Annotated in this window: 24 protein-coding genes; 13 read left to right on the top strand and 11 right to left on the bottom strand. The window is 43.4% G+C overall.

The annotated features are described in order from the left end of the window. Both QQ041_RS20005 and QQ041_RS20010 read left to right on the top strand, forming a co-directional pair. On the top strand, positions 1-301 hold a 301-nt coding region (locus QQ041_RS20005; protein ID WP_285954902.1), incomplete at its 5' end, for a response regulator. Between the two features lie 203 nt (positions 302-504). Continuing rightward, on the top strand, positions 505-762 hold the full coding sequence (locus QQ041_RS20010; protein ID WP_285954903.1) for a hypothetical protein: 258 nt from the start codon (positions 505-507) through the stop codon (positions 760-762). 8 nt (positions 763-770) lie between these two features. On the opposite strand, the gene QQ041_RS20015 is transcribed toward QQ041_RS20010, so the two are convergent. Together QQ041_RS20015 and QQ041_RS20020 are read right to left on the bottom strand one after the other, a co-directional pair. Further along, positions 771-1,061 (bottom strand): type II toxin-antitoxin system RelE/ParE family toxin, encoded by a 291-nt coding sequence (locus QQ041_RS20015; RefSeq protein ID WP_017059652.1) that lies wholly within the window; start codon positions 1,059-1,061, stop codon positions 771-773. Continuing rightward, the gene (locus QQ041_RS20020) at positions 1,051-1,299 is read right to left on the bottom strand and encodes a type II toxin-antitoxin system Phd/YefM family antitoxin (protein WP_029224563.1); all 249 of its coding nucleotides are present in this window, start codon (positions 1,297-1,299) and stop codon (positions 1,051-1,053) included. Before QQ041_RS20020 ends, QQ041_RS20015 begins: the two co-directional genes overlap by 11 nt. Positions 1,300-1,594: 295 nt before the next feature. Here QQ041_RS20020 and QQ041_RS20025 point away from each other — a divergent pair, with 295 nt between their 5' ends. Further along, positions 1,595-2,767 (top strand): hypothetical protein, encoded by a 1,173-nt coding sequence (locus tag QQ041_RS20025; protein ID WP_285954904.1) that lies wholly within the window; start codon positions 1,595-1,597, stop codon positions 2,765-2,767. Positions 2,768-2,873: 106 nt separating this feature from the next. Here QQ041_RS20025 and QQ041_RS20030 read toward each other — a convergent pair whose 3' ends face one another. The 5 genes from QQ041_RS20030 to QQ041_RS20050 form a co-directional block, all read right to left on the bottom strand. Next, positions 2,874-3,050, bottom strand: coding sequence for a hypothetical protein (locus QQ041_RS20030; protein ID WP_016787067.1), 177 nt, complete (start codon positions 3,048-3,050; stop codon positions 2,874-2,876). 26 nt (positions 3,051-3,076) lie between these two features. Then, positions 3,077-3,499, bottom strand: coding sequence for a phage protein (locus QQ041_RS20035; RefSeq protein ID WP_016787066.1), 423 nt, complete (start codon positions 3,497-3,499; stop codon positions 3,077-3,079). A gap of 446 nt (positions 3,500-3,945) precedes the next feature. Beyond that, positions 3,946-5,670 carry an ATP-binding protein gene (locus QQ041_RS20040; protein ID WP_285954905.1) on the bottom strand — a complete coding sequence of 575 codons (1,725 nt, stop codon included), beginning with the start codon at positions 5,668-5,670 and terminating at the stop codon, positions 3,946-3,948. Next, a complete protein-coding gene (locus QQ041_RS20045; protein WP_285954906.1) occupies positions 5,670-6,854 on the bottom strand; it encodes an FIST signal transduction protein in 1,185 nt (394 codons plus the stop codon). Before QQ041_RS20045 ends, QQ041_RS20040 begins: the two co-directional genes overlap by 1 nt. 111 nt (positions 6,855-6,965) lie before the next feature. Next, entirely contained in the window at positions 6,966-7,331 is a 366-nt protein-coding gene (locus QQ041_RS20050) for a hypothetical protein (protein WP_239715884.1), read from the bottom strand. Between the two features lie 252 nt (positions 7,332-7,583). Between QQ041_RS20050 and ccoN the strand changes: the two genes are divergently transcribed. The 10 genes from ccoN to uspE all read left to right on the top strand — a co-directional run bounded on the left by ccoN (position 7,584) and on the right by uspE (position 16,568). Next, entirely contained in the window at positions 7,584-9,017 is a 1,434-nt protein-coding gene (ccoN, locus tag QQ041_RS20055) for a cytochrome-c oxidase, cbb3-type subunit I (RefSeq protein WP_009846707.1), read from the top strand. Positions 9,018-9,028: 11 nt separating this feature from the next. Further along, a complete protein-coding gene (ccoO, locus tag QQ041_RS20060; protein ID WP_004742292.1) occupies positions 9,029-9,649 on the top strand; it encodes a cytochrome-c oxidase, cbb3-type subunit II in 621 nt (206 codons plus the stop codon). 9 nt (positions 9,650-9,658) lie between these two features. Then, positions 9,659-9,835: a CcoQ/FixQ family Cbb3-type cytochrome c oxidase assembly chaperone gene (locus QQ041_RS20065; RefSeq protein WP_004742291.1), complete on the top strand. Its 177-nt coding sequence runs from the start codon at positions 9,659-9,661 to the stop codon at positions 9,833-9,835. After that, positions 9,835-10,809: a cytochrome-c oxidase, cbb3-type subunit III gene (ccoP, locus tag QQ041_RS20070; RefSeq protein WP_086711456.1), complete on the top strand. Its 975-nt coding sequence runs from the start codon at positions 9,835-9,837 to the stop codon at positions 10,807-10,809. Before QQ041_RS20065 ends, ccoP begins: the two co-directional genes overlap by 1 nt. A gap of 85 nt (positions 10,810-10,894) precedes the next feature. Next, entirely contained in the window at positions 10,895-11,374 is a 480-nt protein-coding gene (locus QQ041_RS20075; RefSeq protein WP_123301700.1) for a FixH family protein, read from the top strand. A gap of 5 nt (positions 11,375-11,379) precedes the next feature. Beyond that, on the top strand, positions 11,380-13,752 hold the full coding sequence (locus QQ041_RS20080; RefSeq protein ID WP_285954907.1) for a heavy metal translocating P-type ATPase metal-binding domain-containing protein: 2,373 nt from the start codon (positions 11,380-11,382) through the stop codon (positions 13,750-13,752). Then, on the top strand, positions 13,752-13,988 hold the full coding sequence (ccoS, locus tag QQ041_RS20085) for a cbb3-type cytochrome oxidase assembly protein CcoS (RefSeq protein ID WP_285954908.1): 237 nt from the start codon (positions 13,752-13,754) through the stop codon (positions 13,986-13,988). The genes QQ041_RS20080 and ccoS overlap by 1 nt, the downstream gene beginning before the upstream one ends. Further along, positions 13,978-14,652, top strand: a complete 675-nt coding sequence (locus tag QQ041_RS20090; protein WP_285954909.1) for a sulfite exporter TauE/SafE family protein — start codon at positions 13,978-13,980, stop codon at positions 14,650-14,652. Before ccoS ends, QQ041_RS20090 begins: the two co-directional genes overlap by 11 nt. 86 nt (positions 14,653-14,738) lie before the next feature. Next, positions 14,739-15,485 carry an FNR family transcription factor gene (locus tag QQ041_RS20095; RefSeq protein ID WP_017632474.1) on the top strand — a complete coding sequence of 249 codons (747 nt, stop codon included), beginning with the start codon at positions 14,739-14,741 and terminating at the stop codon, positions 15,483-15,485. A gap of 132 nt (positions 15,486-15,617) precedes the next feature. Then, positions 15,618-16,568, top strand: coding sequence for a universal stress protein UspE (gene uspE / locus QQ041_RS20100; RefSeq protein ID WP_285954910.1), 951 nt, complete (start codon positions 15,618-15,620; stop codon positions 16,566-16,568). A gap of 121 nt (positions 16,569-16,689) precedes the next feature. Here the strand turns inward: uspE and ttcA are convergent, their stop codons facing one another. The 4 genes from ttcA to QQ041_RS20120 all read right to left on the bottom strand — a co-directional run bounded on the left by ttcA (position 16,690) and on the right by QQ041_RS20120 (position 20,315). Next, positions 16,690-17,583, bottom strand: a complete 894-nt coding sequence (ttcA, locus tag QQ041_RS20105) for a tRNA 2-thiocytidine(32) synthetase TtcA (protein ID WP_017059635.1) — start codon at positions 17,581-17,583, stop codon at positions 16,690-16,692. A gap of 290 nt (positions 17,584-17,873) precedes the next feature. Continuing rightward, positions 17,874-18,524, bottom strand: coding sequence for a DUF2987 domain-containing protein (locus tag QQ041_RS20110; RefSeq protein WP_285954911.1), 651 nt, complete (start codon positions 18,522-18,524; stop codon positions 17,874-17,876). A 122-nt stretch (positions 18,525-18,646) separates the two neighbouring features. Next, entirely contained in the window at positions 18,647-19,495 is an 849-nt protein-coding gene (locus QQ041_RS20115; protein WP_285954912.1) for a glucosaminidase domain-containing protein, read from the bottom strand. Then, complete coding sequence (locus tag QQ041_RS20120; protein ID WP_285954913.1) at positions 19,488-20,315, bottom strand: hypothetical protein; 828 nt, start codon at positions 20,313-20,315, stop codon at positions 19,488-19,490. The genes QQ041_RS20115 and QQ041_RS20120 overlap by 8 nt, the downstream gene beginning before the upstream one ends. Positions 20,316-20,391: the final 76 nt, after the last annotated feature.

Genomic DNA, 20,391 nt, shown 5'->3' on the forward strand with positions numbered 1-20,391 from the left:
TACTTGTGGGGATGGTTATGAGGCATTAAGTCTACTGGAGTCGGACAACTTCAACCTTGTAATAATTGATAACCATATGCCGAAAATGAACGGTGTGGAGACGGTTAAGAAAATACGAGAAGCAGGCTATAAGGACGTTATCATCATCGGGTGGACGGCAGATATTATGCAAACGTCGACTCACGCGTTTATAAAAGCCGGAGCGAACGAAGTGTTAACTAAACCTCTGATAAAGCGGGATCTTATCGAGGCGCTTTCTCGTCATCTCAATGATATTAAAACGACGACAAGAGTAGGCTAACCAGCGTTTACTGAGGTCGTTTTGCTCAACGTGTGGCTCGATATGTTTGTCGCCTCTGCGTATCAAAGGGCTGGGTCTAAAAGTGGCGGAAGTGATTTTGAGCTAACGTTGGAATGAGATTTACGTCGATTTTTGCTAAGCAAACAGTGAAACGTTTTTGCCACCTCTGATAGGCTGATGGTCTACATAGACGAGGGTTCAACATGGCGAAAAAGAAAAAAACACTGCAATCTAAACGTCTCACTAACCCCAATCCCTCATGGACGGAGGCCAAGCTGGTCACTATTCGGCGACATCGTGTCGAAGGGGCATTAAGCTTCGGCGTATCGACCATCTCCAGGCAGCAAGTCTTACCCAATTACGAACGTGTTTGGGAGCAAACCATTGTTGAAGAAGCGTACCAACAAGCCATTGTCGAGTTGCTAGAGCAGGGTGAGGTCGTATTAAGAGTAGAGGGTTAAGTCTGTGATTAGTCGTCTAACCGCTTCATCGCTTTGCGGTACACATCGCTGCGCTCACGTTTACCAACCGCCAGTACGGTGACAATAATGACGTCATCTTCGACTTTGTAAACTAAGCGATAACCCGATTGACGTAGCTTAATTTTATAGAGGTTATCGGCGCCAGAAAGCTTGGAAGCGGGCACGTGTGGGTTCTCTAAGCGTTCCACGAGTTTCTTTTTAAACTGTTGTTGCAGTGTCGCGCCTAACTTTTGCCACTCTTTCAGTGCACTCTTTTTGAAGTTAAGTTTATAACTCATCGATGTTGACCGAAATTGTCTCTTCCGATTCGCGCTCTTGTGCAATTGCCAGCAACTCCAAATCTTCCAGTCTGTCCATCATCATTTCGTACGCTTGTGCTGGTACGCAGTAAAAGGCAGGCTCATTGCGATTCAACACGGCCACAGGCTCACCGTAGGCGCTGCTGGCCACTTTCATTGGGTTTGCTTTTAACTCGGTAATACTGGCAGCGACGTCCGCTAAAATTCGAGTAGTCATATAATCGGTCTCTAAAGTGGTCTCTAATTCGGTCATTTTAGCCTCAATGTTGTGTGATAACAAGCGCCGAGTACACCCACTGAGGGCACGCTCGAGGGAAGAAAAGACAGGTTATACATGATTAGATTCTTAACATTAAATTCAGAAAAACAATAGCTTATCTGGTTATTGTTCTTGATTTTGAATAATTAATCATAATTAAAACGGAATTTTTTACTCTCTATACAAATCGCTTTCATTCTAAATGTTTATATCAGCGCTCATTTTTGAAAAGTGTAAAGCCAGAGGATTAAACATGAACATGAACATGAAGAGAGTGCTTGTTTTAGGAGCGCTGATGGGGGGTTTAATGGGGTGCCCAAATTCAGACTCAAAGAATGAGGAGCCCAAAGCTCCTGAACTCATAGGAGTCGAAGATACGCACGTCGTATGGGGCGTTGAAACCGTAGAAGGAGTGGAGTCAGAAGTTTCAGGTGCCATCTCAAGCCAAAGTGCAATGGGAGAGATCCCACCTGAGAAAAACAATGAAGGGGAAGAGACGGAGGAAGTTTCGACAAGTAATGAGTCAAACCTGGAGCCCTCAAACAGTGAGCCTCCACACATCCAGTCTCTCAGGGTTTATGCCAGTAAACTCGAGATGCCCATCTTTAGCTCAACTGAATTGACCGTTGAACTCAAAATATCTCAAGACACAATTGAAGTACTCAAGCGCGATCAGTTTACCTTGAACATGAATGATCCCACGGCGATACGGCTGACTGAGACGGGGAAAATCATCGGTCTAAAACAGGGCGAAGTGACGCTTTCTGTTGAGGCTTATGGGATCACAAGCCCTTCTTTAACCATTACGATCACACCACCGCTGAAAATGTGTGGCGCACTCAATGATACCGATCGGAATAATGCAAAAGGCGACTGCTTAAAGGTGATAGAAGGGTTAACTGGCGACGCGAACGGCAAGTATTTTAGTTCTTCTCCCAGTTTGGCGTTTTTAAAACAGCTCAATTATAGTGTTGATAATACGGCAGATAATGTGGGCAGATCTTATGCGAAAAGCGTTCAAGGCTTAGGGTATCACGCACCGATAGCGGGGCTCTATGCCCGTTTTCGGCAAGATGGTGCGGGAGAAAATGACGGCGTCGGTGGCCAATACGACCGTTATTGTCAGGATTTGGCAGAGTTAGCGTACGCGAGCCGAGTGAATTGGCGTCGAGCCACCGCCAACGAAGTCGCAGCGCTCGTCCAGGATCATGGTGAGTTATATACAGCCTTTGGGTTTCCTACGAGTTACGCTTTTTGGACGTCGAGTAACAGTACGGCAGAGCTCACCACGCAATCCGCTAGCACTTCAGAGTTTCTGTATGCCACTGGGTTTGGTAACAGCTCAAGAATTCAAAAATACCATAAGAGAATGGCGTTAATGGCGATCTGTGTGTCGGAAATTCAAGATACCATTCAAGTTCCATAATCAAACGTGAGTGAAAGGCCGAGGACTGACTCGGCTTTATTTATGTCTTCAGTCACCGATATTGACTGGGGAGCTTTCCCCAAATCGGTAAAAGCGGGCAGGCGAGTCACTTCTTTTTCTGACCACTCTGTATGAGCCTCAGTGAGCCAAGGGATTTGGTTTCCATGAATTGACCCATTGCCGCCCAATGGGCGATGGTTTGGGACGGCGTCAGTCCAGAGTCTTTGGCGGCTCTGAGCGCTTGGTTGAACAGCACTTGATCGATATAGACACTTACTTTCATCGCTAATCCTTTTTATCTTACTTCTTTTATTTGAATTTACTGGGCACCCAAGGTTTGGCGGGCATTCGACGACCGCCACGAAACGGCAATGGATGCTCCTTGGGTGGGTAATATTTCGGTGAATCAATCTTGCCGTGGCGCTCAACCAATTGACGATGCTCATCACGCCAGTAGGCAAAACTGAGCAATTCTTTGGGATTGAATTCGCGTCTTTCTGGTGTGATCAAGGTGGCACGGTCGACGTTGATTTTAAATCCGTCCCAACGGTGATCCAGTGGCAAATAACCCCGAGCATGCACATTCATGAGTTTCTCGGCGATCGGGTTGATCGAGCATTGACCCGACAACCAACGCCGCATGGTTGGCACCGTCACATGAAAAAACGCCGCAGCGTCTTTCAAAGAATCAAAATGTTGGTTCACCAACTCAGCAAATGGCGGGGTTCTCATGTGATCGACCTCATAAAATATTAGTGGTTAATGATAGTTTATTCCTATTTTACTTTGGCGTTTTGATAGCTAGTGACTATCAAAACGCAGCGGTTTCTTGAAAATTAAATATTGCGTTTGGAACACTATAGCGAAGCCAAGCGACCAAAAAAGTAATTAATAGGATAATTTCAGAGTAAAGATTAAGGAAAACAAGGCTGTTAGGCGCTCAGATAAGCAAAAATCGACTAAGGTTAACAACTTGAAAAGATTATAATTTATCACTATATTAGTGCGTATTATGTATATTATGTTAAATTGGGTTTGATGTTTATAAGGCGGGTGCCATTCTATGATGCCCTGCCTTTTGTTTATCTACCAAATTGACGTTCTATTTAACAGTAAAGCTATTTACCATAAAATACCTAATAAACATATTTCCTAATCTTCGATTAAGAATACGTTTATTAGACTTCAAGCATTAATCGATCAATTGCTTCTGTGATCTCTTTGGTTCTTACTGGCTTGGTCACGAAATCATTCATGCCGACGTCTAAGCACGAACATTTGTCTTCTACTGATGTGTGTGCTGTTAGTGCGACGATTGGTATTTTGATGTTGGCATCTCTCATGTGCTTGGTTGTGGTTAGTCCATCCATCACTGGCATCGACATATCCATTAAAATAATGTCTATCGAGTCAATGGCTTTTTCAACAAAGCCAATAGCTTCTTCACCGTTGCTGGCGATGAAAACTTTGTGGCCTTGTCGCGTCAGGATTAACTTAATGACCATTTGATTCGTTGGATTGTCTTCGACAACTAACACCGAATAACGGCTTCTTAACTCGGGTGAACATTTATTGTCTTCATTATTGGCCAGATTGTTCTTAACTCTGGTAAGCACTGGCAAATGTACTTCGAATTTTGAACCTTTTCCTGGCTCACTCTCTACCGATATACGTCCACGCATCAGTTCAACTAGTCTTTTGGTGATTGCCAAACCTAAACCAGTGCCACCAAATCTGCGTGTGATTGTGCTATCAGCTTGTACAAATGGACTGAATAGCGACGAAAGTTGTTGCGAGCTAATGCCAATACCGGTGTCTTCTACCGTTATATAGAAAGAGCTCTGCTGGTACTTGATAGAAACGTGGACATGCCCACGCTCAGTGAACTTAATCGCGTTGCCAATCAGATTAAATAGGATTTGTGCCAGGCGACTTGGATCTATGTAATGAAGTTCGCCTTCAGGGATATCGCTTGTTACTGTTAGCGCCAAACCTTTATCGTCTGCTGTCTTCTTTTGTTCAGATAATACAAAAGTTACAGTGTCTCTTACATTGCTCCATTGAGGTGTTAGCGAGAAACATCCAGATTCAATTTTAGAAAAGTCCAACACGTCACTGATAATTGCTAATAGAAGCTCTGATGACGTGCTCATATTAAGAACTATAGACTGTTGTTCTTCGTTGAGTGACGTGGATTTTAGTGTGTCGATTAAGCCAATGATAGCATTTAGCGGTGTTCTCAACTCGTGACTCATCATCGCGAGGAATTCAGACTTGGCCTTGTTAGCTCTTTCTGCGTCTTTTCTTGCCGTGACTAGTTCTGCAGTACGTTCTCTAACTGTCGCTTCAAGCTTTTCTTTGTTCTCAATATCGAAAACAGCGCGCTCTATTAGCGGGCGGAAACGGTTTAGTGTGGCTTTGGTTTCAATACTAAAGTGCTTAGTATTTGAGTGGATAAAAATGATAACGGACTGTGTTAGACCACTATCTATCCCAGTAATCAGCACTGAATTGATTTGGTCGAGAATAATGGGATGCAGAGAGTTAAATTCCCCAAGAGATTTGGGTTCGAAAAGGATGGCACATTCACCATTAATGACTCGCGATAGTTTGCCACAATCACTCCAATTCATCTGTTCGAAGACTTTGTTATTGGTTAGCAAAGTTTTGAAGCTACCTTCGTTCCCTACCCTTGATACCACTATAAAGTCATCAAATTTAATGTATTTTTTGAGTACGAACTCAAGGCTGGAGAATATCTCAGATATATTACTCGCCTTACTGATCGCTGAGATGGTTGATAAGATCACCCTGTTCTCTTCAGCCAGTTTTCGCTCACGGGCTTTTAGTTTTTGCAGTTCAATACGAGCTTCTTGCAGCGCTTCTTGACCTTCAGACCCCATTACTTTCTCAACCTATAAAACGTTGCAGACGATACCATTAAATTCCCGTGTGCATTCTCACCGCCAGATAGCCTACCTTGCTCACCAAACGTGAATGGACATATGTAAGGAAGCCCGTTAAGTGCTTGATTTATTTGCTCACAAACCTCCTCCATGTCTTGTTTTAGATTCAACATTGGACCGGCACAAAATATATTGATCGCCCCTAATTTCTCTTCAAGATCCATATCGTTGTAGTACGAGGAGTGAATGATGTTTGCGGCGCGGCTGATCAATTGCTGCTTGGAGCCTTGCATCAAATAAATGGTGTCGCCTTCACTGATATCCGTAAAGAGCTCGATACCGTTGCACTCCGTTTCGCGAATTGAGTGAGATAGTTTGAAATACGGATAGTTGTAAGATGTACCGACTTTTCTGCCTAGTGGATAGACAGATGACTTTTCAAAGATATAGCCGTCGTCACTGCCACCTAAATGGAAATTAGTCCATTCATTGTAAACCGTGGCGGCTGGCCTGTGATCTATCTCAAGCAAGATTCTATTTCTTACTTTGGTCACGGTTCCTAAGTATCGCGTAGGCGTGTGCCCTGCACTGAATGATGAATAGATAGACTGAGAGGAGAAAAAGACGGTTAATGAGACGCCATTAATTGAGAGTGACTCTTCGGTAAAGATACTCCAATTTCCAGAAACCTGATTGTCTGCAGCACTGCCACCGATAATTGGAACCTCAGTGCCGAATTTCTTATCGAGAGCCGCCATCACTTTCTCTTCATTACCAGGAGTGGAATGAAGCAAGATAAGGTCGGGAATTTCACCTTCTCGGTTGGCGTTCTTGAGTGCTTTATCGATCGCGCTGAAGGTGCTGGCGTCTATGGAGTCACCGAAGTGCTCAATGCCCGTGCCGTAAGCGTTGATGCCTGAATCATAAATGATGAGCACACCGATCACAGGCCCTGAATGGAATCCAGTTTCAGTCATAATTCCATGGCATGTCGTGCATCCATGTATTGGAATATTAGGGAGAGCATCTACGAAATATCTCTGCACAGCTAGTGTCGAGTACTCTTCTGTGCAGTAGCAAATAAGACAAGCGATATCCTCGGGGTTTTCTACCCCAAGAAGAAGTTCATCTACGGCGATTTTATCATCTAGAGAATAAGAGACTTTTGATAGAAATTTCATAGAGTTCTGGAAACTTTATTAATGTTGTCTTTATAACACTTTAATACGCAATGTTTCACTGGTTTAGTCAATATTTCTATTAAAGAGCGAGGTGTTGCTCAGTTTTGAGTTTTATTCTTTTGAGAGATTTACTGTATACGTCATGACCTGTTGTGGAAATGTAACCGTTATTGAGGAAGTCTTATCATTGGTTTGTAAAAGCCAAGATGAAGCCCCTTTCGATTCTAAAACTCCGCTTCCATCATAGTTAATGATAAATTTGCCAGTTTTAGATGTTTCAATTGAATACCCCTGACTATTGCCCGAAATCGAAACATTATTATTATCAATACCAAATTCACAAGGTTTTGAAACTATACAGCTTACTGTTTCGTTATTATCGTATGTTACTGTTCTCCAAGTAAATGCAGCTATTAAAATAATCAACATGACGATAATTTGAACAAGCCTGCCTTTTGTTAGCTTTTGTGCCGCCATTATAATCTTTACTCCTTGTTACAAAGTTCAAAGTTTTTAAATAAAAATCCAATTCCAGACCAAGCGTAAGGTTACTACTCTGTCATTGATTTGTTAATTCAAGTATAGTGTCGCGTTGAAAATGCCACTTTTTTTTAAAATCAGCAAGTGGAAATAAAGCCCTGAATAGGCTGAATTTCCTTTTCTAATTTGGGTGGCATTACGACGTGAGTCGTGTTGGAAGTAAAGTGTAGTAAATAAGAAATTGGAAGCATGCAAATGAGCCAAGAAAAGCAGCTTGAACAAAACTACAACTATACGGTCGTCCGTCAATTTACCCTAGTTACAATTTTGTGGGGTATTGTCGGTATGGGCGTTGGTGTTTTGATTGCCGCTCAATTAGTTTGGCCACAGCTAAACTTTGATACGCCGTGGTTGACGTACAGTCGTTTACGTCCCCTGCATACTAATGCGGTTATTTTTGCGTTCGGTACAAGTGCGCTGTTTGCAACATCATATTATGTTGTACAACGTACCTGTCAGACGCGTCTCTTTGGTGGCCCTCTCGTAGCCTTTACCTTTTGGGGTTGGCAAGCGATTATCCTGTCCGCTGCAATTACTTTACCGTTAGGTTTAACCTCTGGTAAAGAATATGCGGAACTTGAATGGCCAATCGATATTGCTATTACTCTTGTGTGGGTAGCTTATGCGGTCGTGTTCTTCGGAACAATGATAAAGCGTAAGACATCGCACATTTATGTAGCAAACTGGTTCTTCGGAGCCTTCATCATCACGGTTGCCGTGTTGCACATCGTTAACAGCCTTGCTGTTCCTGTATCTGCGTTTAAATCGTACTCGATTTATTCCGGTGCGATCGATGCAATGGTGCAATGGTGGTACGGACACAATGCGGTAGGCTTCCTATTGACAGCTGGTTTCCTAGGTATGATGTATTACTTCGTTCCTAAACAAGCTGGTCGCCCTGTTTACTCTTACCGTTTGTCGATTGTTCACTTCTGGGCTCTAGTGTCTTTGTATATCTGGGCTGGTCCTCACCACCTACACTACACTGCACTTCCTGACTGGACTCAATCTCTAGGTATGGTTATGTCTTTGGTTCTGTTTGCTCCATCTTGGGGTGGCATGATCAACGGTATTATGACTCTATCTGGTGCGTGGCATAAGCTTCGCTACGACCCAATCCTACGTTTCCTAATCGTTTCTCTATCATTCTACGGCATGTCGACTTTCGAAGGCCCAATGATGGCAATCAAAACGGTTAACGCACTATCTCACTACACGGACTGGACTATCGGTCACGTTCACTCTGGTGCGTTAGGTTGGGTTGCAATGGTTTCTATCGGTTCGGTTTACCACTTAGTTCCTAAACTATTCGGTCAAGAGCGTATGTACTCTGTATCTCTAATCAATGTTCACTTCTGGTTGGCAACGATTGGTACGGTTTTCTACATTGTTGCAATGTGGATCTCTGGTGTGATGCAAGGTCTGATGTGGCGTGCAGTTAACTCTGACGGTACATTGACTTACAGTTTCGTTGAATCTGTAGAAGCTTCTTACCCGTTCTACTTTGTACGTTTCTTAGGTGGTTTCATCTTCCTATCTGGTATGTTCTTAATGGCATACAACACGTACAAAACTGTTTCTGCACCTAAAGATAGCCTTAAAGCTATCCCTCAACCGGCTTAAGGAGATTTAGAATGAGCTCAAATTCAAATAATCGCCATGAGTTGGTAGAGAAGAACGTTGGCCTACTAGCGATCTTGATCGTTATTGCTATCAGTTTTGGTGCGTTAGTAGAAATTACCCCTCTTATTTTCCAAAAGCAGACAACTGAACCCGTAGAAAACCTACGTGTTTACTCTGCTCTCGAAATGGAAGGTCGTGATATCTACATTCGTGAAGGTTGTAACGTATGTCACAGCCAAATGATTCGTCCTTTCCGCTCCGAGACTGAACGTTACGGTCACTACTCTGTAGCTGGCGAAAGCGTTTGGGAACATCCATTCCTATGGGGTTCTAAGCGTACTGGTCCTGATCTAGCGCGTGTTGGTGATCGTTACTCTGATGAGTGGCACCGTGTTCACCTTATCGACCCTCGTGAACTTGTTCCTGAATCAAACATGCCTGGTTTCCCATGGCTTGCTGAGAATGTACTTGATGGCAAATTGACTCAACAGAAGCTTGAACTCTTCCGTAATCAATTTGGTGTTCCTTACACAGATGAACAAATTGCTAACGCTAAACAAGATGTTGAAGGAAAAACAGAGATGGATGCAATCATCGCTTACCTTCAATCGCTTGGCCACGCAATGAAATAAGGAATAATTATGGACATTATTACATTTCAAAGTGTTTGGACTGTGACTGTTTTTGCTTGCTTCATCGGCATCGTTTGGTGGGCATACGGCAAGAACCGTAAATCACGTTTCGACGAAGACGCGAACCTAGTGTTTGCTGACGACGAGCCAGCAACAAGTTCTAAAAATGAAGGAGTGACAAAGTAATGAGTACATTCTGGAGTATCTGGGTTAGTGCGATTACGATTGGTACCCTAATTGGTTGTGCTGTCTTACTTCGTTGGTGTTTTAAAGATAAAACAGGCGTTGAAGAAGGTCATGATATGGGCCATGAATACGATGGTATTCGTGAGCTTAACAACCCACTACCAAAATGGTGGACATACCTTTTCATCAGTACGATTGTTTTTGCAGCGGTTTACCTTGCTCTATACCCAGGCCTTGGCAACTTTAAAGGTCTACTAGGTTGGACAAGTTCAAACCAAGAAGTGCGTAGCATTGAAGAGTCTCGCTCTGCAATTGCTGCTGCGCAAGCAAACAAACAGTTAGATGCGTACGCGAAAGAGCTTGATGATGCAGACACCTACTTCGGTGAAGCATTCAGAAAGCTTGCTCACGACGAAAACGGTTTACGTTCAATCCCTGACATTGCATCAGATGCTGACGCAATCAAAGTGGGTCAACGTTTATTCTTGCAAAACTGTTCTCAGTGTCACGGCTCTGATGCACGTGGTCAGAAAGGTTTCCCTAACCTAACTGACGATGCATGGCTATATGGCGGTGAGCCTGAGGCTATCGTAACAACAGTTATGCACGGTCGTGTTGGTCAAATGCCTGGTTGGAAAGACGCGCTTGGCGAAGAAGGCGTAAAAGAAGTAGTTAGCTACACGCTTAGCCTTTCTGGTCGTAGCGTAAACGCACGTGAAGCAGAAGCTGGTAAAGCTCGTTTCGTAGTGTGTGCTGCGTGTCACGGTACTGATGGTAAGGGTAACCCTGCTGTTGGCGCTCCTGACCTAACTGACCGCGATTGGTTGTTTGGCGATTCTCGCGCAGATGTAACTGAAACAGTTATGTACGGACGTTCTGGTGTAATGCCTGCTTGGAAAGACATTCTAGGCGAAGACAAAGTACAGCTAGTTTCATCTTACGTGTGGAGCTTAAGCAACTCAGATAATAAGTAACATTTCAATAACAGCCTCTTTCTAAGAGGCTGTCTTTCCTTTATTTTATAACCCCTTCTTTTTATTCTTTTTTGAGATATTTTTTATGGTAAAGCCTTGGTATAAACAGTTTTGGCCGTGGTTCTTAATCGCGTTGCCAGCGACAGTAGTTATTTGGACCATCATGACGGTTATTGTGTTTACGCAGAACTCTGTAGACCTAGTGACTGAGGATTACTATAAAAAAGGAAAAGGCATTAATGTCGATATTTCGAAAGTAAACATCGCTAAAGAATTAGGTCTGTCAGCTTTAGTTAACGAAAAAGGTAACTCGGTTATCATTACTCTAGATAAAGGTAAACTTGAGCACTTTCCTGCTATTAGCGCGATGTTCGTTCACAGAACGCTGCCTGACCGTGATTTCACTCAACTGCTGACTGCAGATGCGAGAGGCAACTACACCTTGACTCTAGACCACGAAATGCAAGGTCCATGGTTTATCGAGCTTTCTCCGCACGATTCAGAATGGCTAGTGCAAGGTCGTATGAACTTCCCTATTGAAACTCCTACTCAACTAACGAACTAAAGCTTATGTGTGAATCCTGTTATCACTGCGGTGAAGATGTACCAGCGGAAACGGATTTTAAAGTAGAGATCTTAGGATCGACTCGTAAGATGTGTTGTCCGGGTTGCGAAACCGTAGCCCAGACAATCGTTGATAGCGGTTTGGTTTCTTACTACCAATATCGCACCGCTCCTGCTGAAAAAGCTGATCTAGTGCCAGAGCAACTGCTGGCACTCAGTCATTACGACAATGAAGATGTTCAATTAGAGTTCGTTCGTAACTCTGAAAATACTTCTGAAGTGACATTGTCACTAGAAGGTGTTTCTTGTGCCGCCTGTGCATGGCTTATTGAGAAGCAAGTCTCTTCAAAACAAGGTGTTGGTAGCATTCGTGTGAATACCACTACTAACCGTGCCCTACTTAGCTGGGACAACACGCAAGTGAAACTGAGCGAGTTGTTATCGGCAATCCATACCCTTGGCTATAAAGCAGCGCCTTTTGAGGCCGACCAACAAGAAGCGGCCTACCACCGCTCAATGAAGAACTATTTGTATCGTCTGGGTGTCGCTGGCCTGGCAACCATGCAAGTCATGATGCTAGCGGTAGCGCTCTACCTTGAAGTGTTTGGTAACCTTGAGCCTGAGTTTAAAAACTACTTCCGTTGGGTCAGCTTGATCTTCGCGACGCCGGTTCTGCTCTACTCTGCATTGCCTTTCTATATTAATGCGTGGCGAAGTATCAAAGGTCGAACATTAGGCATGGATGTGCCCGTTTCGATTGCTCTGTTGTTTGCTTACGTTGCTAGTTTGGTGGCGACGGTCACAGAGAAAGGTGAAGTGTTCTTTGAGTCTATCTCGATGTTCACTTTCTTCCTATTGCTTGGTCGCTTTCTTGAAATGCGTGCTCGTCGTAAAGCAGCAGCCGCTAGCGGTAATCTGCTTAAGCTTGTTCCTGCGATGGCAACAACGTTAGATGGCGAACAAGTTCCGGTAAAAACCTTAAAAGTTGGCGACCAAATTCGCGTTCTTCCTGGTGAACACATTCCTGCCGATGGCAAAGTATTGTCTGGTCGAGTTCATATTGATGAATCGATGCTGACTGGTGAATCTATCCACGTAGTGAAAAACGAGGGTGATACTGTCTTCGCTGGTACATTGAATGGTGACGAGTCGTTTGAACTGGAAGTGATGACATCAAAAGCGGATTCGGTGATTTCCAATATCGTTCGTCTGCAAGATGAAGCGCAACTTTCTAAGCCTAGAATTGCTGAAATCGCTGATGTGGTGGCTCGATACTTTGTTGCGGTTATCCTGATCATTTCTTTTGGTACTTGGTTCTACTGGCACCAAACACGCCCAGAAGATGCTTTCTGGATTATGCTTTCGGTACTTGTTGCGACATGTCCTTGTGCTCTATCGCTTGCAACACCGACTGCAATAACCTGTTCAACTTCTCGCATGGGTAACTTCGGTATTTTGCTGCGCAAAGGCCATGTATTCGAAACCTTGTGCAAAGTGAATCACTTGATCATTGATAAAACTGGCACATTGACTGAGGGTGATATTCGTATCAGCCAAGTTGAAACCTTCGCTGAACTTGATAAAGACACCTGTCTCAAAGTAGCGGCGAGCTTAGAACAACATGCTAACCACCCTATTGCGAAAGCGTTCAAGACTCATATTTCTGATGATATCCAAGTAGAATCAGTTAATAACGTGATTGGTTCAGGCATCACTGGTGAATGGAATGGCGATGAAGTCGCTATCGGCAGTAGTGAATTCATTTTAGGTCAAGCTCAACCATTGGAAAGTAACGGTATTTACTTGTCGATGGCGGGCCGTCATATCGCAACGTTTACATATGAAGATCCCATTCGCAAAGAAAGCATCGAGTTTATTAAGCAATTTAAAGATGCGGGAATCAAAACGACACTGCTTACTGGCGATTCTTTGATTAACGCGAAGCCTGTTGCTGAAGAGATCGGTATTACAGACATTGTTGCTAACGCGAAACCTGAAGATAAGCTTGCTTACCTGAACTCTCGAGATGCAAGTGACATTACCATGATGGTTGGCGATGGCATTAATGATGCTCCTATTCTTGCGGGTGCCCACCTTTCCGTTGCTATGGGCGGCGGTACCGATGTGGCGAAAGCCTCTGCAGATATGGTGTTACTGGGTGATAAGCTTGATAGATTACTTAAGTCCCGTACATTGGCGCTAAAAACGCGTAAGATAATCCGTGAAAACTTGGCGTGGTCATTAGGATATAACTTACTTATTCTTCCATTGGCTGTCGCAGGTTTGGTTGCTCCGTACATTGCAGTTGTTGGCATGTCCGCTAGCTCTATTATTGTCGTGTCTAATTCGTTAAGGCTTTTAAAAGAGCAAGGTAAATAATGGAAAGTTTATACATACTCATTCCAATTGCGATCGTACTTGTATGTATCGCTGTTGGAATCTTTCTATGGGCAGTTAAAAGCGAGCAGTTTGAAGACCTCGAACGCCAAGGTCACAATATTCTGTTTGATGAAGACGAAAAGGTTCACAACCATTCTGATAGCAAACCTGTTAAGAATGAGAAAGCTAACAGCGAAAGCCAAACTAACGTAGACAAAAAGAACGATGACGCCTGATTGGATCGGAGCCTTTGTTGTTGGGTTGATCGGCGCAGGCCACTGCATGGGAATGTGTGGTGGTATTGCGTCGCTTCTGTCAATTGGCAACAGTAAACCTTCCCCTGTTATTCCCCTACTTTATAACCTAGGGCGCTTGCTCAGTTATGCCGTGATTGGCGGCGTGATTGGTGGTGCAATTTCTTCGATTGGCCAGCTCAGCGATTTTAATGCTCTGCTGGGTTGGCTGCGTTTGTTTGCTGCTGGCTTTATGATCATACTAGGTTTGTATATTGGTAAATGGTGGTTTGGCTTGCTGTTCTTTGAAAAAGTCGGACAGAAACTATGGCGTTATATCTCTCCTTTAGGTAAATCATTTTTACCATTGAAGCACCCTAGCCACGCTTTGCCGTTTGGCTTTATCTGGGGTTGGCTTCCGTGTGGTCTCGTTTATTCGATGCTTACATGGGCAGCAGTATCAGGGAGTTGGTACAACGGCGCTGGTATCATGCTTGCTTTCGGTTTAGGTACGCTTCCAGCAATGCTCACAGTGGGTATGGGCGCTAATATCCTCAAAAAACTGCAACAAGCTGACTTATTTCGTCAATTAGGCGCAATTTTAATCCTCATTTACGGTTTCTATACTGGTTATATGGCATTGCAGCTCATTATTTATACCGTATAGCTGTTCTTTAAATCCGGTTTTTTTACTACCCTTTAGGATTAAGGAATGCTAAAATATTGACGTATATCAAATAGTGAAAGATTGTTATGATTTCTGAAAAGCCTGTGACGAAACGTGTTCAGTCTGGTGGCTGTGCGATCCATTGCCAGGATTGTAGTATTAGCCAGCTCTGTATTCCGTTTACTTTGAATGAATCTGAACTCGATCAACTTGATCAGATCATTGAGAGAAAAAAGCCTATTCAAAAAGGCCAAGAGTTATTTAAAGCCGGTGACGAGCTTAAATCTCTATATGCTATTCGCTCTGGAACGATCAAGAGCTACACGATTACCGAGCAAGGTGATGAGCAAATTACTGCATTCCACCTAGCGGGCGATCTTGTTGGCTTCGATGCGATTACTGGTGACCTACACCCTAGTTTCGCACAAGCGCTAGAAACTTCTATGGTATGTGAAATTCCATATGAGATTCTTGATGACCTATCAGGAAAAATGCCTAAATTGCGTCAGCAAATCATGCGCCTGATGAGCAACGAGATTAAAGGTGACCAAGAAATGATTCTGCTTCTTTCAAAGAAGAACGCGGAAGAGCGTCTTGCTGCATTCCTTTACAACCTTTCTACTCGCTTCTCTCAACGTGGTTTCAGCCCGCGTGAGTTCCGTCTAACGATGACTCGTGGCGATATTGGTAACTACCTTGGGTTGACTGTTGAAACAATTAGTCGTCTTTTAGGTCGTTTCCAAAAAGCAGACATCTTGAGCGTTAAAGGCAAATACATCACTATCGAAGATCACGATGCGTTGATGGAACTTGCTGGCGTTTCAAAAGAATAGTCTAGATATCAATGATGTAGTTCAATAATGAGCTACATCATGTTTCTCTCTTAAAACCTCTTATATTTCTCTTAATCTCTCCATAACTACGCTACATTATTTATATGTTCGGTCTGAAAAGTAGGCTTAGTTATGAGTATCTATAACAAAATTTTAGTTGTCGCAGACATTAATCACGATGAGCAACCTGCTCTAGTTCGTGCTATCCAACTTGCCAAGAAAAGCACCTCAACAAGCCACATCACTTTCTTTTTGTCGATATACGACTTCTCGTATGAAATGACATCTATGCTCTCTGTCGATGAGAGAGACGCAATGCGTAAAGGCGTGATTCACCAGCGTGAAATCTGGATGAATAAAGTCGCAGAACCTTACCTAGATGATTCTATTGAATTTAATGTACAAGTGGTTTGGCATAACCGCCCATACGAAGCGATCATTGCCGAGGTTTATAGTGGCGAGCATGATATCTTGATCAAAGGTACGCGCAAGCACGATACCTTGGAATCTGTCATCTTCACTCCAACCGATTGGCATCTGTTGAGAAAGTGCCCTAGCCCAGTACTATTGGTTAAAAACGATTTCTGGCCAGATCACGCGAAGATTTTTGCTTCAGTTCATGTTGGTTCGGAAACAGAAGCTCACTTAGAGCTTAACGATACAATAGTCGATAGGTTACTAGAGATCACGGGTCGTTTAGATGCTGAACCGTTCTTGGTCAATGCCTACCCAGTAACCCCTGCAAATATTACTATTGAACTACCAGAGTTTGATCCAATGTCTTATACCGACGCGGTTCGTGGCCATCACTTAACAGCCATGAAAGCGTTGCGCCAGAAGCACGGTATGTGTGAAGAGCAAACTGTGGTTGAGCAAGGCTTACCTGAAGATGTTATTCCTCGTGTAGCTTCTGAAAATAACGCAGCGATGGTGATCCTGGGGACAACGGGTCGTACTGGCTTGTCTGCCGTGTTTATTGGCAATACAGCGGAACATGTTATCGACAAGATTAACTGTGATGTGTTGGCTCTTAAGCCATCTGGTTACGTGAGCCCATTAGACCCTAACCTTTCGAAAGGTTAAGTCAGCGAAAAGTTTAACTTATAAAAAACGCCTCAAACATTGCTTGAGGCGTTTTTGTTTATCTAGAGTAACGCCATTCCAAATACAGAATGGCTAATATCATCTTTATCCACTCAAATAGCTAAACATTCGTCACGTCGATGAACATTGACTCATCAATGTTTGAAGATGAGATTTCAGCTTCTTCGAATTCGTATGCTTTGCGGTCTTCACTACGGTCTAGAGGAAGGTTCACGAAATCAAACAGCTCGCGGTCAGCCAGTTGGCTTGGGCTTACATTCTGGATTGACTTGAAGATCTTCTCAACTCGACCAGGCGTTTTCTTATCCCAATCAATTAGCATCGCTTTAATGTTCTGACGCTGTAGATTCTCTTGTGACCCACATAGGTTACAAGGAATGATTGGGAACTCTTTGTGCTCAGCGTATTTGATTAGGTCCGTTTCACGGCAGTAAGTCAGTGGACGAATAACAACGTTACGACCATCATCTGAACGAAGCTTAGGTGGCATAGCCTTAAGACGAGCGCCGTGGAACATGTTAAGGAACATGGTCTCAACGATGTCGTCTAGGTGGTGACCAAGTGCGATCTTAGTTGCGCCAATCTTCTCTGCGAATGAGTACAAAGTACCACGACGAAGACGAGAACATAGACCACACGTTGTTTTGCCTTCTGGCACTTTCTCTTTAACCACTGAATACGTGTCTTTATCTACGATGTAGTAAGGAATGTTCAGCGTTTCAAAGTACTCAGGAAGAATGTGTTCAGGGAATCCTGGTTGTTTTTGATCTAGGTTTACTGCCACAACATCAAATTTGATTGGTGCTGCTTCACGCAAACGTAGCAAAATATCTAGCATCGCAAATGAATCTTTACCGCCACTAATACATGCCATTACCACATCATTCTCTTCGATCATGTTGTAGTCGATGATGGCATTTCCAACATTTCTTCTCAGACGTTTCTGAAGTTTGTTGAATTCAAGTGTTTCTTTTCTATTATCGTTTTGGTTCATTGCGACTCTCACACCGTCGTATTACCGACTGTAGATTGCTAGTGGGACTGTTTTAGGGCGTGGATTATACGGATTTTTATTTCATGTTGAAATAGTAACTGTAGGATAAACAAGCTGAGTATTAGAAAGATTCTGCTTTTATTGTGCGATAAGCTCCCTCAGCGGATAGAGAAACGTGTCTTAGCAAGATCTCGGTCTATATCGCAGATAAAGAAAAGCAGCCTGCTCTTATTCGATTAGGCCGCTTTAAAGTATGTAATGAAAGCTTAGGGGAATGATTCCGCTAAAAATTATTGCGCGGGAATGTACGGCAATACGCGCACTGTTGCTTCTGGTAACGTGATGCTGTCACTTCCATTCAACTCCGCTAAGGTGAATTTCGCTCGCCCTTTTTTGATTGGTATTTGCTTGCCGTTTGAAAGCTCGATGTTGCTTTCAAGCTTATTAGCGAACTCCAGCGTTAACCCTTGGATATCTGGTGTGAACCAGCCAGAGAACATACCGCTGACATCTTCAAGCATCGCCTGCATCTGTGGTAATAGGCTTTCTAGCTGTGCAACTTCAACAGTTCCAACTAAAGGCTCTTGCGTCATCACAACTAAAGAATACGCACACTCTTGTTCTTGTGTTTGTACAAAGATAAGAGGGTTTGCTGAACGCAGATTTTGATCTACCGGTAGAAGCAGTTCATTGGCTGGAGAGACTTTTAGCTCTTCGTAGTGCTCTTCTTTTTCCATCCAAGCTTTGCTGATGTGACAGGTTTGCTGAGCTTGTTGATCAACAAAGAAGACCGCAACTTTGACATCATCATGCCCTTCTTTGGTGTTGTTTTTCAGCTGAGTATAAAGCTTAGAATACGTGAACATGTACTCTTGCGCTGAAGTTGGAAGAGAAACCCCAAGGCTTAATGAGGCTAATAAAGCGAGTGCTGTCTTTTTCATTATTATAATCTTGTCGAAGTTGAGCGTTTATAAATAGAAAGAGCAGCCAATGAGCTGCTCTTTTTGTGATGTTATTTGGTCAAACTTACCGTTTAAGCTCACCAAATGACTATCTGATCGAGTTACTTTTTCCAGTATACCTTGTTGTGACGGATCATAGCTTGTAAATCAGTCACATACTCTGAACCTCGCTCAGAATATTTTAATAAGCCATTAGTGAGCTCTGTCGCTGCTTCGGTTGTTAAAAGATCGTCACCTTGCGCAGCAAGTTTTGCACGAATCGCTCTTAAATCGGCGTAAGCTCGGTTGCGATTAAGGTTCATGAAGTAACGGTGTACTGATTCTTGGCTTGAAGAGAATGTTGCGACTTCATGCGAGCTACCTTCGTTACGTTGTAGCGGAACAAGACCACAACCTTTGGTGTAACACCAGTGTCCGAAATAGTTGTTGGCTTTGGTGGCGAAACGCGACGTTCCCCAAGCTGACTCATTCGCGGCCTGTGTCAGTACAAGCGCTTCTGGCAGTACATTGACGCGGTTAAGCATCTCTGTCAGCCATGCCTGATCCAAACCTTCACTCGGCACCGGTAAGCTATATAACTTCCCTAACCTTTTCGCATAAGACGCGTCTTCAGAATCAATACTGTTTAAACCAGATTCAGAGAGCTTAGTTAAAAACGCGCGTTCTTTGCTGATACGTTTGTTTTCAATATTGATGCTTGGACGTAGGAACGAAAAGAAAGTGTTCTTTTTCTCGTTCACATCTTCGATGGCCGCGAAGTTTGGTGTGTTCGAAGAAGCCGTCAAGTCGCCAAATTGATCAGTTGAATTGGCACTCTGCTCTGTCGTGCGTCGTCGTTCTTCTTCTTGGTAAATATAAGGACCAACCAGTGAAATAGAGCCAACAAGAGCCAGTGCAGTCACTTTAAGCGCAAGTGATTTGCTTGCGCCTCCCTGTGTGTTTTTATGCATCGAACACCTGTGGGTTTTTGTTATTGTCGTCGTTATTGCTGTCGTTGTTATCGTCATCGCCCTTTGGACGATCTGAAGCAATCAGTTTTAACTTGATGCCAAACATCTCACGGTAAAGGATACCTTTCACGTGGAAGAAGAATGGAAGAACAAAGATTAAGCCAATGCCATACATCATTGCAGCCACGATGAACATCAACATAACCATTAGGTAGATAGACGCGACTACGAAGATCTTCTTGTTTACCGCTCTTAATGAAAGCAGTAGCGATTGCATTGGCGGCACTTTCTTATCACAAATCAGCAGAATCGAATGGCTGAACGCAAGTGAGAAGTAGATAGACAAGAATGGGAGAATCATCCCTGCGATGCCTTGAAGCATTAGGCTAAACAAAGTCACTAGAATAACGGGAACCGTAAACTGCAAACCTTTTCCGATGTGACGAACTTTAGTTTGTAGACCAGCAGCGTGACTCATTGCCATTAAACAAATACCGGCATAGATCGGCGCGCTGATCACCTCATAGCTAAAGTTCGCAATAAAAATCGATTCAACGATTTGTGGCGTGAATGACTCTGGGTCGATAACCGCATCCAAGATAACCGCGGGATCACCAAGCTGCAGTTTAAGTGCGATATAAAAGATGGCCAGTTGCACGAACATCAAAGCAATAATCGCAGGGGAGAACGAAAGAAAGTGACTTATCGTATGTTTCCAAGCTTCTTGGAATACAGCCGTTGCTTTGAGCTCATAATCGCCAGAAAGTGCACGGTTGATACTACCGCCCAAATTAAAATCTTTTTCGATGTCGTTGTTCATATTGATACCTAGGTGCGCCAATTAAACTAAGCGACCTAACTTATTGATAAAAAATTACCTTCATTATACTCATATG

The sequence above is a fragment of the Vibrio sp. TMPB1044 genome, assembly GCF_030442075.1.
Lineage (GTDB): Bacteria > Pseudomonadota > Gammaproteobacteria > Enterobacterales > Vibrionaceae > Vibrio > Vibrio satsumensis.